We start from the raw sequence: 12,842 nt of genomic DNA on the forward strand, positions 1-12,842 counted from the left end.
CCCGGTCTATTTTGTTGAAGAAGCGCAGCGCTTAATTAAGATACTGCGCGATGATCCCGCGTATTTGCTGCAGTTGAGATGCGCTAAACTGCACCGCGTAGCGGCTATCGCCGACTTCATGGCCCATCAGCTGCAAGGCTTTTTTCACCGCGGCAGGGGAAAAGGCGACTTTATAGAGATCGGTACGCAGGCCGGTGACGTTTTCCTGCGCCAGCCTTGAGGCCGCAATATCGCCAGCCTGGAAGGTTGACCAAATCGCGTTAATCTCCCGTGGCGCCACGTTAGCCAGCCCGGAAATGCACGCTGTACAACCATCCACGAAACCCTGATGAATCAGCGAATCCGGCCCGTTCAGGACATTAAAACCGTCGATGTCGCGCACCGCATCAAGAAAGCCCTTCAGGCTGTCATAGCTACCCGCGCTATCTTTTATGCCAATAATGTTGCCATGCGCAGCCAGCCGACGAGCGGTTTGCGGTTCAATGGTGTTCCCGGTACGCGCCGGGATGTTATAGAGAAATACCGGTACGCTGAGCGCATCGGCGATCGCCATGTAGTGGCTTACCAGCTCATCTTGTTTAAGCGGCACGAACCACGGGGTGATGACGGACACCGCGTCGACGCCTGATCTTGCTATCTGCTGGCCAAGACGAATGGTTTCCCGCGTCGACACTTCGCCAATATGGGCCACCACCGGCGCGCGTCCGGAAACCGCCTCGACGCAGGTTTCGGCAACCGCAATTTTTTCCGCCTCATTAAGGACGAAAAACTCACCGTTGGTTCCGCCGCAAAAAATGCCGTTACCGGCGGCCAGCTGTCGCTCTACCTGCTGGCGTAGCGCCGTCAGGTTCAGTTCACCGCTAGCGGTAAAGGGGGTAACAATGGCGGTTAACACGCCGCGAATGGAATGATGCATTTATCTCTCTTCTCCCTGATGACATGACTGTGGAAACAGCGTCTGGTAAATCGCCTGGACTTGAGCCTGGCTTACGCTGCATGGGGCATTGTTCATTAATCGTTTTACTTCCAGCGCCGCGGCGCTTAGCGTTTCAATACTCTCTGGTGGTACGCCCAGCGCGGCGAGGTTGTCCGGCAGCGCCAGCCGTTTCACCAGCTGTGCCAGCCAGCGGACCAGCGCATGAGATTTCTGTTCGTTATTCAAGGTCAGATCGGCGTCCGGGATTAGATCCCAGACCCGGACGAATTTATCCACCGCGTACGGGCGCACGACCTGCATACAGGGGGCCAGCAGAATGGCGTTCGCGACGCCGTGCGGCAGATGCCAGGTGCCGCCAAGCGGGTAGGAGAGCGCGTGCACCAGATGCGTGCCGGCATGATTGATAGCCACGCCGCCATAGTACGAGGCCCACAGCATCTCCAGTTTCGCCGTGAGATCCTGCGGGTCGGTCACGGAACGCTCAATATTCCGTACCAGCTTATACAGGCCGATTAAGGCGGCGTTATCGCTTACCGGGTTCGCGACGGTTGAAGTAAAGCACTCCAGAAGATGACACAGCGCATCGATGCCGGTGGAGGCGGCAATGGCCGCAGGCATGCTGGTGGTCAGTTCCGGCAACAGGGCCACGAAATCCGGCAGCAGTACCGGGGAGATAATCCCCACTTTGGTATTACGTTCGGGAATAGCCAGGATGGCGTTTGGCGTCGCTTCCGAGCCGGTGCCGGCGGTGGCGGGTATCAGCAGCGATGCCAGACGCAGGCGCGGTTTCTCGCCGTCGATCAGCGCGTTCAGCGCAGGGGATGCGGGATGAAGTAGTACCGAGAGCAGCTTAGCCACGTCGAGAACGCTGCCGCCGCCGATACCGACGACCATCTCCGGCTGCGCTCCCGCGAGTTGGGCAACAATCTGCGCCACATCATGTTGGCTGGGCTCTGCCGGGACGGAATCCACGATCCTCACATCAACGGTATTCCCGCCCAGCAGATGTTGGATCCGTTTGGTCGCTTCGAGCTTACCGACGTTCGCATCGGTGACCAGCAAAATGCTTTTTTTACCTGCCAGCACTGGCTTCAGGGCTGAGATGGCGCCCGCGCCGCTGATAATCGTGCTGTTAATCGTCGCCACGTCTTACTCCTCTTTTGTAATGATTAAATTCAATCAATCCACTTAGTGTTAACTCATTTCGATGAGCAAAAGTTATAATTTATACGGAGGTTTAATAACTTGAGCTTGCTCACATTTAATCAAATATGATTGAATATAATCATTAACGATTCGGATAAGCGATGAAGGAAAGAGAATGAGCTGCGGCGATAATCCTGTTCTGGTGCTGGCAGATGACTTTACCGGGGCCAATGATGCCGGTGTCAGTCTGGCGGAAGCGGGTTTAGCGGTTGAGGTGGCGTTTAACGCCGGTCATCAGCCGACCACCCGGGCGTTGGTTCTCAATAGCGATAGTCGGGCGCTTTCCGCGGCGCAGGCAGCAGAGAAAGTAAACGCGATACTCCGTGATGCGGAAAATTTCGCCGCCGTCTGGCAGGTGAAGAAAATCGACTCCACCCTGCGCGGCAATCCCGGCGCGGAACTGGAGGCAATGATGCGTGCGCGGAGCTGTTCTGTCGCAGTTGTCGCGCCGGCCTTTCCGGCGGCAGGGCGCATAACCCGCGGCGGACGATGTTATGTCCACGGTGTGGCGCTCGATAAAACCGAATTCGCCAGCGATCCCAAAACGCCGGTCAGTAGCGCCGATATTGGGCAATTGCTCGCCATGCAGAGCCGCCTGCCGTGCCGTTCGCTGGATGTGCAGCAACTGGCAGCCGCCCTCGCGGAAGAGAGCGACCAACCGCGTGTGTTGATTATTGATGCTGAAGAAGACGCGCAACTGGATGAGGTTATCGCCGCGGTAGCCAGCCGCGCGCGGCAAACGCTGCTGGTGGGATCTGCGGGGATCTGCGAGGCGCTGGCGCGCTACCTGCGCCGGGCCACGACCGGACCGTTGCTGGCGGTGGTCGGTTCCATGAGCGAAATAGCGCAGGCTCAGGTCGCCGCTTTGGCCGGCCATCCGCGAGTCGCGCGGATCGGGATTGATGCCGTCCGCGCCTTTAACGGCGACGCCCTGGCCGATGCCCGGCGAATCGCCGCGGCGCTGGCGGCAAATCATCATTGCGTGGTCACCACCTGCGCGGACAGCGCTGTCCGGCACGGCATTGAGGCGCTGTGCCGTGAACGCGGCTTGAGCCGCGCTGCGCTGGGAGAACGGATCTGCGCTTATCTCGCGCAGGTCACTCAACTTGCCGTTGAGCTCCATGCGCCCGGGGCGCTCTATCTGTCCGGTGGCGATGTCGCGATCGCCGTCGCTCAGGCGCTCGGCGCGCAGGGGTTTCATATAACCGGCCGGGTGGCGCAATGCGTGCCGTACGGCCATTTTCTCGGAAGTCGCTGGCCGCGTCCGGTGATGACCAAAGCAGGGGGATTCGGTACGGAGACCACGCTGCGGGATGTCGTGAATTTTATTGAGGAGAAACTGAGTGTCTAACATGATTGCGGTAACGATGGGCGACCCGGCGGGCATTGGTCCGGAAATTATTATTAAATCGCTGAGCGAAGGCGAACTGAGCGGCGCGCCGGTGGTGGTGGTGGGCTGCGCGCAGACGCTGCGGCGAATCCTGGCGCTGAACATTACCCCGCGCGCGGAGTTGCGGATTATTGAACACCCGAGAGAAGCGCAGTTTTCACCCGCGACGATTAACGTGATTGATGAACCGTTAAGCGACCCTCAGGCCCTGCGGCCCGGTGAAGTTCAGGCCCAGGCCGGGGATTTGGCGTATCGCTGCATCAAGCGCGCCACCGCGCTGGCGCTGGTGGGCGAAGTTAAAGCTATCGCCACCGCGCCGTTAAATAAGGAAGCGCTACATTTGGCCGGGCACCATTTCCCGGGACACACCGAACTGCTGGCCCACCTGACCCAGACTAAAGATTATGCCATGGTGCTGTACACCGATAAGCTTAAGGTGATCCACGTCACCACCCATATCGCGCTGCGACGTTTCCTCGATACCCTAAGCCAGTCACGGGTAGAGACGGTTATCCGCGTCGCCGATGATTTTTTACGCCGCGTGGGTTACCAGCAGCCGCGTATCGCGGTCGCTGGGGTGAATCCCCATGCCGGTGAAAACGGTCTGTTTGGCGATGAGGAAATTCGTATCGTCGCCCCGGCCGTCGCGGCGATGAAGGCACAGGGCGTTCATGTCTTCGGACCGTGCCCGCCGGACACCGTTTTTATGCAGTGCCATGAAGGCATGTACGATATGGTGGTGGCGATGTATCACGATCAGGGGCATATTCCGCTCAAGCTGCTCGGGTTCTATGATGGGGTGAATATCACCGCCGGGCTGCCGTTTATCCGCACCTCCGCGGACCACGGCACCGCTTTTGATATTGCCTGGACAGGTAAAGCGAAGTCTGAGAGCATGGCAACCTCCATTGAGCTCGCCATGCAAATCGCACAGGAATAACATGAAGGGATATAATCGGTTAGAGCAGATTATGGACTTCCTGAAAAGCCATAATCTGGTAACGGTCGACCAACTGGTTGCGGTAACCAACGCCTCGCCGGCGACCATTCGTCGCGATCTGATTAAACTCGATCAGGAAGGGGTAATTAGCCGTACCCACGGCGGCGTGACGCTCAACCGATTTATTCCCACACAGCCGACGACGCTGGAAAAAGCGCAGCGTAGTCCGCAGGAGAAGTACGCCATCGCGAAAGCGGCGGCGTCGCTTATCAAGGCCGGCGATGCCATTGTGCTGGACGCCGGTACCACCATGATTGAACTGGCGCGACAGATTACGCATCTGCCGCTGCGGGTCATCACCAGCGATCTGCATATCGCGCTGTTTCTGGCCGAATTCAAACAGATTGAAGTGACGATTATCGGCGGGCGCATTGATGACAGCAGCCAGTCGTGTATTGGCGAACATGGGCGACGCCTGCTGCAGAATGTGTGGCCGGATCTGGCGTTCGTCAGCTGTAACGGTTGGGATTTGCAAAAGGGCATTACCGCGCCGACGGAAGAGAAGGCGGCGCTGAAACGCGATCTGATTGCCAACGCCAGGCGGCGGATCCTGCTGGCCGACAGTTCGAAATACGGCGCCTGGTCACTGTTCAATATCGCGCACCTCGACTCGCTCACGGACATTATCACCGACGCGCATTTGCCGACGGAAACCCGCGAGGCGCTCCAGGAGCTCTCGCCGCGGCTGATTATCGCCGATTAACGTCCGCCATCATGTCGCGGTTGCCGCCTGACGATCCTCGTTCAGCAATTCAATAAATGCCTCCAGCTGGCGCGTTTTCGCGCCGCGCCGCCATACAAGCCAGGTCGTCAGCCAGCGCCACTCTTCGGCGAGCGGCCAGGCGGAAACCTGCTGATGGCCGGGCATACTCTCCAGCATACTGCGCGGGATCAGCGCCAGCCCGGCGCCGGCGATTACGCAGGCTAGCATACCGTGGTAGGACTCCATCTCATGGATCCTTCCGGGCGTCGCGCGGTCGGCGTGAAACCAGCTCTCAAAATGGCGGCGGTAAGAACAGTTGGCGCGAAATGCGTAAACGTTCGCGCCGTTAACCTCGCTGGCGCGGGTTACCGGCGCATGGCCATAGGGGGCGACGATCATCATCTCTTCCGGGAACACCGGCAGCCCCTCCAGACCGGGGTGAACCAGCGGGCCGTCAACGAACGCCGCGCTCAGCGCGCCTTCCAGCACGCCGTCAATCATGGTGCCGGACGGGCCGGTGGATAACGCCAGGTGGATCTTCGGGTAGCGCTGGTTGAAAAGGGCTAACGTGGTTGGGATGCGCACCGCAGCGGTGCTTTCCAATGATCCGAGGGAAAACAGCCCTTGCGGCTCATCGCCGGCGACCACCATCCGCGCTTCGTCGACTAACGCCAGGATATGCTGGCTGTAGCGTAAAAAACTGTGCCCGGCCGGCGACAGACGCAGCCGCTGGTTCTCGCGAATAAATAGCTCGACGCCGAGGTCGGCCTCCAGTTGGCGAATGCGGGTGGTCAGATTCGACGGGACGCGGTGCACCTTCTGCGCGGCCTGGGTAATACTGCCGGTGCTGGCGACGGCGTTAAACATCTCAAGCTGGGTTAAGTCCATACTGTTCTTCTTTTGTGAATACGTTGCTTAATATTATTCATTTTCAATGAAAGGAAGGGTAGGCCACACTATCCATACTTCGCAATCCCTACAGAGAGAATAACCATGAATTTATCTGCCACCCATGCGGTTTCCGTTAACCCGACCACTGGTGAAGTCGTGTCGTCTCTGCCGTGGTCAACCGAACAACAAGTGGATTCAGCCATTGCTCTGGCACAACAGGCTTTTCGCCAGTGGCGCCACGTAGCGGTCGCCGACCGCGCCGCCGCGCTGCGTAAAGTCGGTAGCGTAATGCGCGCCCGTGGCGAAGAGCTGGCGCAAATGATCAGCCTTGAAATGGGTAAGCCTATCGCCCAGGCGCGTGGTGAAGTGAGCAAATCGGCCAATCTCTGCGACTGGTATGCCGAACATGGCCCGGCGATGCTGGCGACCGAAGCCACCCAGGTAGAAGATAATAAGGCGGTGATTGAATATCGTCCGCTGGGGCCGATTCTGGCGGTGATGCCGTGGAACTTCCCGGTCTGGCAGGTTCTGCGCGGCGCGGTACCGATTCTGCTGGCAGGGAATAGCTATCTGCTGAAGCATGCGCCAAATGTGATGGGCAGCGCGCAGCTGCTGGGCGAACTGTTTGCCGAAGCGGGACTGCCGGCTGGCGTTTTTGGCTGGATCAACGCCACGAACGAGGGCGTCTCGCAAATTATCAATGACGACCGTATCGCGGCGGTCACGGTGACCGGTAGCGTACGCGCCGGGCGGGCAATCGGCGCTCAGGCCGGCGCAGCGTTGAAAAAATGCGTGCTGGAGCTTGGTGGTTCCGATCCCTTTATCGTGCTCAACGATGCCGATCTGGACGAAGCGGTAAAAGCCGCCGTCATCGGCCGTTATCAGAATAGCGGACAGGTTTGCGCGGCGTCGAAACGCTTTATTGTGGAAGCGGGTATTGCCGACGCTTTTAGCAAAAAATTCGTGGCCGCGGTGGCGGCGTTGAAAATGGGCGACCCGCGCGACGAGCAAAATTATATCGGTCCGATGGCGCGTTTCGATCTGCGCGATGAACTGCATCAACAGGTGGAAGCCACGCTGAAAGAAGGGGCAACGCTGCTGCTTGGCGGCGAGAAAATCGCCGGCGCCGGTAACTATTACGCGCCAACGGTGCTGGCCAACGTTACCCCCGAGATGACCGGTTTTCGTCAGGAGCTTTTCGGACCGGTGGCTACCATCAGCGAAGCCCGCGACGCGGCGCATGCGCTTGAACTGGCTAACGATAGCGAGTTTGGCCTTTCCGCAACCGTATTTACGTCAAGCAGCGCGGAAGCGGAACGTTTTTCTCGTGGTCTGGAGTGTGGCGGGGTATTTATCAATGGCTATAGTGCCAGCGATGCCCGCGTGGCTTTCGGCGGCGTGAAGAAAAGCGGCTTTGGTCGGGAACTGTCGCATTTTGGCTTGCATGAGTTCTGCAATATTCAAACCGTATGGAAAGACCGTCGCTAATCGACGTTAGCGCCTGACGTCCGTCGTCGCGCTCTGCTATACTCGCCACCCGAATTTCGATGGTGGGCAAGGAGCCGAGTGTGGCGACGGTTATTAATAATGCAATGCTGGATGCCGTTCTGGCAGAAATCAGGCCGCTGATTGGGCGCGGCAAGGTAGCGGACTACATTCCAGCCCTGGCGCGCGTTAGCGGCAATAAACTTGGCGTCGCTATCTGTACGGTCGACGGCCAGCACTATAGCGCCGGCGATGCCCACGAACGCTTCTCAATTCAGTCTATCTCGAAGGTGCTCAGTCTGGTGGTGGCGATGAACCATTATCAGGAAGAGGAGATCTGGCAACGCGTCGGTAAAGATCCCTCCGGCCAGCCCTTTAACTCCTTACTGCAGCTGGAAATCGAGCAGGGCAAACCGCGTAACCCCTTTATCAACGCCGGAGCGTTGGTGGTTTGCGACATGCTGCAAAGCCGTCTGAGCGCGCCGCGTCAGAGAATGCTGGAGATCGTGCGTCGGCTGAGTGGGGTGGACGATATTGCCTATGATTCGGTGGTCGCGCGATCCGAGTTCGAACACTCTGCACGTAATGCCGCCATCGCCTGGCTGATGAAATCTTTCGGCAATTTCCATAACGATGTCGCCACGGTGCTCCAAAACTATTTCCACTACTGCTCGCTGGAGATGAGCTGCGTCGAGCTGGCGCGGACCTTCCTGTTCCTCGCCGATCGGGGGATTGCCCCGCATCTGGCGGATCCGGTTATCGCGCCGATACAGTCGCGGCAGGTAAACGCGCTGATGATGACCAGCGGTATGTACCAGAACGCCGGCGAGTTCGCCTGGCGCGTCGGGCTGCCGGCAAAATCCGGCGTCGGCGGCGGCATTGTGGCGATTGTGCCGCAGGAGATGGCGATTGCGGTGTGGAGTCCGGAACTTGATGAGGCCGGTAACTCGCTGGCGGGGATCGCTTTACTGGAAAAACTCACCCAACGTTTAGGAAGATCGGTGTTCTGATGTCTGCAATGGAAACTCTGTTCGCCCGGCTTGGGCGTTCAACGTTCCGTTCACGCTTCCACCTTGGGGCGAAAGAGCGGCAGTATTGTTATGATAAAGGGCCGGAGGTTATCGACAGCCATGCGGCGGATTTTATCGCCAAACGGCTGGCTCCGGCGCAGATCGCTAATGATGGTAAGCAGACGCCGATGCGCGGGCACCCGGTGTTTATCGCTCAGCACGCCACGGCCACCTGCTGCCGCGGCTGTCTGGAAAAATGGCATGCGATCCCGCGCGGACGGGAACTGAGCGGCGAGGAGCAGCGTTACGTCGTCCAGGTGATTCACCATTGGCTGGTCATGGAAATGAATGCGATTACCCACCGTTAACCTGTAACGCGAAGGCATGGGCAGTATGCCTAACAAATATTCTCATGCTATGATAATCCGCTAACTAATTATTTACATAATAATTGCCTGAAACAATTAGACGGATAATTACTGAATGTCTTCACTGTCGATTCGGTCATTCACGCTATTTCGCGAGGATCAACCGGTGCGCGATGCGCTGGTGTTATTCACGCTGACGATCCTGCTGCACTTTATGGGCGCCATGCTGCGTCTGGTGCAGGAGCTTTCGTTCTTTTGGCCGCTCAATGCCGTCATGGCAGGTATTTTCGCACGCTACGTCTGGCTAAATCGCAGCTATTTTTACGCTATTTGTTTTGCCGCGATGCTGGTTTATGACGGCCTGACTTCCCGCTGGGGCATGGGTTTTGCGTCGCTGCTGATTAACTTCTCCAATATCGTCTTTATCGTTATTCTGGCGCAACTGGTGCTGTGGGATAAGCGGCGCGCCGATTCGATGCCGGGGCCAATTAACGCTCTGAATCTCTTTTGTTATTGCCTGCTGGCGGCGCTGGTGTGCGCCGCGGTAGGCGCCTTGGGCTCGGTTGATGTTGAACGGGCGACTTTTATTCCGCAACTGGCGGACTGGTTTAGCGAGCAGTTCTCGACCGCGGTACTCATCTTGCCGTTTATTCTGACCCTGACGCTGCCCTCGGTACTTGGGCGCTTTCGTTTTAGCCAACTGTTGCCGGTTATCGCGCTGGTGTTATCGATAGCGCTCGGCGTGGCGGTAGGCGGCGCCGGAAGCCTGACCTTCCCGTTGCCGGCCTTGATCTGGTGCGCGATTCGCTATCCCTTGCCGCTGACCTGCCTGCTGACATTTATGACCGGTATCACGGAAATTCTGCTGGTGGCGAACTCGCTTATTCATCTGTCGCCGGATGCGCGTCCTCAGCCGTGGCAGCTGTTTTCAACCCGTCTTGGTATGGCGGCGATGCTGATTAGTCCGGTGATCGTGGCGACCAGCGTCGAGGCTATCAATAACCTGGTCAAACAGCTGGCGCTCCGCGCTGACTTTGATTTTCAGACCCGCGTTTACTCGCGCTCCGGTTTGGGCGAGGCGCTGAAACGTCAGGCGCCGCAGGCGAATAAACAGCTCTCGGTGATGGTGCTGGATATCGACGGTTTTAAACGGGTGAATGATACCTGGGGTCATGAATGCGGTGACTGCGTGCTGGCCCAGTTTGCCCAGCGCGTACGTGAACTGGCAGGCGAAGAGGGGATGGTGGCGCGTATCGGCGGGGAAGAGTTTGCCGTCGCGGCGCTGCTCGATAATGCTCAACAATCCCATCTGCTGGCGGAAAAAATTCGCCAGGGAATCGAGTCGGAAACCTTCACCTGGGGGCAGCAGCGCATTCGCCTGACGGTGAGTCTTGGCCTGCAGTGCCGTGAAGTGGGTGAAGGACGGATCGCCGAGCTGTTTAATCAGCTGCTAATGGAAGCGGATGACCTGTTAGTCAACGCCAAGCAGGCCGGGCGCAATCGTGTTTGCGTGCAAGCGCTGCCTGACGGCGTGTGATAAGAAAATCCAATGGTCTTTTAGCTTGAGTTAAATATTAGTTAAAAACATAGTGATGTGGTCATTATCAGGGAGCAACCCATGGCCACACCTATTTCACTTCGCACGCTGACGCGTGAATCCATTCTTGAGCATCTTCCGCAATTAAATGAAATCCTCGCCAGCTGCGTTAACGGCGGGGCTTCGGTCAGTTTTATGCAGCCGTTTTCGCCGGATACCGGCGAGCGATTCTGGCAGCGGATGGCGCAAAGCGTCGCCGCCGGTGAGCGGATTGTGCTGGCGGCAGAAAACCAACAACGGCAGATAGTGGGGACCGTCCAGTTGATTATCGACCAACCGGAAAACCAGCCTCACCGTGCCGATATCGCCAAGCTTTTGGTTCACCAAAATGCGCGCCGACAGGGGATCGCCGGGTTACTGATGAGCGAGCTTGAGGCTATTGCACTGGCGCACGGGAAAACGGTACTGGTGCTGGATACCGCTACCGGCAGCGGAGCGGAACGCTTCTATCAGCAGTGCGGCTGGCAAAAAGCGGGGGAAATTCCGCAGTTTGCCTTAATGCCTGACGGGGAAATGACGAGCACCACGCTGTTCTATAAGATCCTCCCGGCGACAGAATAAAGCGAAGAGGTTTGATCAAAACGGGGTTTTGCCAATCATAAAACCTGATAATTTATTGGACCAATTACTCAGGTTGTATGACTACTCTAAGAGGGAACCCATTGTGAAAACCTTAAACCGTCGTGATTTCCCCGGCGCGCAGTACCCTGAACGTATCATCCAGTTTGGCGAAGGTAACTTCCTGCGCGCGTTTGTTGACTGGCAGATTGACCTGCTTAACGAGCATACTGACCTGAATGCTGGCGTGGTCATCGTCCGACCCATCGCCAGCGATTTCCCGCCGTCGCTGAGCACTCAGGATGGCCTCTACACCACGATTATTCGCGGATTGAATGAAAAGGGCGAGGCGGTCAGCGATGCGCGTCTTATTCGTTCGGTAAACCGCGAAATTAGCGCCTACCACGATTACGATGAATTTCTGCGCCTGGCGCACAATCCGGACATTCGTTTTGTCTTCTCCAACACCACGGAGGCCGGTATTAGTTACCATGCGGGCGACCGTTTCGACGATGCGCCCGCGGTAAGTTATCCGGCGAAACTGACGCGGCTGCTATATGAGCGCTTCAGCCATTTTGCCGGCGCTGCTGATAAAGGCTGGGTTATCATCCCTTGTGAGCTCATTGATTATAACGGCGAGGCGCTGCGTGAACTGGTGCTGCGCTATGCACGTGAATGGGCGCTGCCGGCAGCTTTCGCCGCCTGGCTTGCAGAGGCGAACACCTTCTGTTCGACGCTGGTGGACCGCATCGTGACCGGCTATCCGCGCGATGAAGCGGAGCAGATTGAAACGCAGCTTGGCTATAACGACGCCTTTCTTGATACCGCCGAACACTTTTACCTGTTCGTGATCCAGGGGCCGAAATCGCTGGCCGCCGAACTGCGCCTCGATAAATTACCGCTCAACGTGCTGATTGTTGACGATATCAAACCGTATAAAGAACGAAAGGTCGCGATTCTCAACGGCGCGCATACCGCACTGGTGCCGGTGGCCTGGCAGGCAGGTCTGGACACCGTTGGTGAAGCGATGAACGACGTGGAAGTCTGCGCATTTGTCGAAAAAGCGATATACCAGGAGATTATCCCGGTTCTCGATCTGCCGCGCGATGAGCTGGAATCATTCGCCAGCGCGGTAACAGGACGCTTCCGCAATCCCTATATCAAGCACCAACTGTTATCTATCGCCCTTAATGGCATGACTAAATTCCGCACTCGTATCCTGCCGCAGCTGCTGGCAGGGCAGAAGCAGAGCGGTAAGCTCCCAGCGCGCCTGACCTTCGCGCTGGCGGCGCTGATCGCCTTCTACCGCGGCGAACGTAACGGTGAAGTCTACCCGGTTCAGGACGACGCGGAGTGGATCGAACGCTTCCAGTCGTTGTGGGCGCAGCATCGCGACGGCCAGCTTGCAACGCGGGATCTGGTAACGTCGGTGTTGTCGGTAGAAACGCACTGGCAGCAGGATCTGACGAAGGTGCCGGGGCTGACGGCGCAGGTGACGGCCGATCTGGAGGCTATTTTACGTGATGGCATGCGCAGTGCCGTAAAACCGCTGTGCTAAACGCTCCACTGTAATGACCCGGCATGCTGCCGGGTTAATTTTTATCATTAGTTACAACATTCTGATTGTTATTAACAATAAACCGTTGCAGTAACGCCATACCCGCATCGCTTAGTAGGGAGGAAAAAGATGAAATGTG

General features: G+C 57.6%; 12 protein-coding genes. 9 read left to right on the forward strand and 3 right to left on the reverse strand.

All coding sequences use genetic code 11. The annotated features are described in order from the left end of the window. Positions 1–31: 31 nt before the first annotated feature. Complete coding sequence (locus PGS10_RS00965) at positions 32–916, reverse strand: dihydrodipicolinate synthase family protein (protein ID WP_289576343.1); 885 nt, start codon at positions 914–916, stop codon at positions 32–34. Beyond that, entirely contained in the window at positions 917–2,083 is a 1,167-nt protein-coding gene (locus PGS10_RS00970; RefSeq protein ID WP_316422242.1) for an iron-containing alcohol dehydrogenase, read from the reverse strand. Positions 2,084–2,258: 175 nt separating this feature from the next. Between PGS10_RS00970 and dtnK the strand changes: the two genes are divergently transcribed. Genes dtnK through PGS10_RS00985 form a run of 3 tightly spaced genes read left to right on the forward strand, consistent with a single transcriptional unit; the run spans position 2,259 to position 5,236 of the window. After that, positions 2,259–3,494: a D-threonate kinase gene (gene dtnK, locus PGS10_RS00975; RefSeq protein WP_047048136.1), complete on the forward strand. Its 1,236-nt coding sequence runs from the start codon at positions 2,259–2,261 to the stop codon at positions 3,492–3,494. Beyond that, entirely contained in the window at positions 3,487–4,473 is a 987-nt protein-coding gene (locus PGS10_RS00980) for a D-threonate 4-phosphate dehydrogenase (RefSeq protein ID WP_047048139.1), read from the forward strand. The genes dtnK and PGS10_RS00980 overlap by 8 nt, the downstream gene beginning before the upstream one ends. 1 nt (position 4,474) lies before the next feature. After that, entirely contained in the window at positions 4,475–5,236 is a 762-nt protein-coding gene (locus PGS10_RS00985; RefSeq protein ID WP_047048141.1) for a DeoR/GlpR family DNA-binding transcription regulator, read from the forward strand. A 9-nt stretch (positions 5,237–5,245) separates the two neighbouring features. Here the strand turns inward: PGS10_RS00985 and ptrR are convergent, their stop codons facing one another. After that, a complete protein-coding gene (gene ptrR, locus PGS10_RS00990; protein WP_047048144.1) occupies positions 5,246–6,124 on the reverse strand; it encodes a putrescine utilization regulator PtrR in 879 nt (292 codons plus the stop codon). A gap of 105 nt (positions 6,125–6,229) precedes the next feature. Between ptrR and sad the strand changes: the two genes are divergently transcribed. The 6 genes from sad to PGS10_RS01020 all read left to right on the forward strand — a co-directional run bounded on the left by sad (position 6,230) and on the right by PGS10_RS01020 (position 12,703). Continuing rightward, positions 6,230–7,615 (forward strand): succinate-semialdehyde dehydrogenase, encoded by a 1,386-nt coding sequence (gene sad / locus PGS10_RS00995; protein WP_047048148.1) that lies wholly within the window; start codon positions 6,230–6,232, stop codon positions 7,613–7,615. 80 nt (positions 7,616–7,695) lie between these two features. Further along, positions 7,696–8,622 carry a glutaminase B gene (gene glsB / locus PGS10_RS01000; protein WP_015366717.1) on the forward strand — a complete coding sequence of 309 codons (927 nt, stop codon included), beginning with the start codon at positions 7,696–7,698 and terminating at the stop codon, positions 8,620–8,622. Next, complete coding sequence (locus tag PGS10_RS01005; RefSeq protein WP_047048151.1) at positions 8,622–8,990, forward strand: DUF4186 domain-containing protein; 369 nt, start codon at positions 8,622–8,624, stop codon at positions 8,988–8,990. The genes glsB and PGS10_RS01005 overlap by 1 nt, the downstream gene beginning before the upstream one ends. Before the next feature lie 115 nt (positions 8,991–9,105). After that, a complete protein-coding gene (locus tag PGS10_RS01010) occupies positions 9,106–10,527 on the forward strand; it encodes a GGDEF domain-containing protein (RefSeq protein WP_045394513.1) in 1,422 nt (473 codons plus the stop codon). A gap of 81 nt (positions 10,528–10,608) precedes the next feature. Next, the gene (locus PGS10_RS01015) at positions 10,609–11,148 is read left to right on the forward strand and encodes a GNAT family N-acetyltransferase (RefSeq protein WP_047048155.1); all 540 of its coding nucleotides are present in this window, start codon (positions 10,609–10,611) and stop codon (positions 11,146–11,148) included. Positions 11,149–11,251: 103 nt separating this feature from the next. After that, entirely contained in the window at positions 11,252–12,703 is a 1,452-nt protein-coding gene (locus PGS10_RS01020) for a tagaturonate reductase (RefSeq protein ID WP_213797259.1), read from the forward strand. The last annotated feature ends 139 nt before the right edge of the window (positions 12,704–12,842 follow it).

Origin of the sequence: Klebsiella sp. 141153 (assembly GCF_032601995.1) — a bacterium.
In the GTDB taxonomy this organism is placed as follows: domain Bacteria; phylum Pseudomonadota; class Gammaproteobacteria; order Enterobacterales; family Enterobacteriaceae; genus Klebsiella; species Klebsiella aerogenes.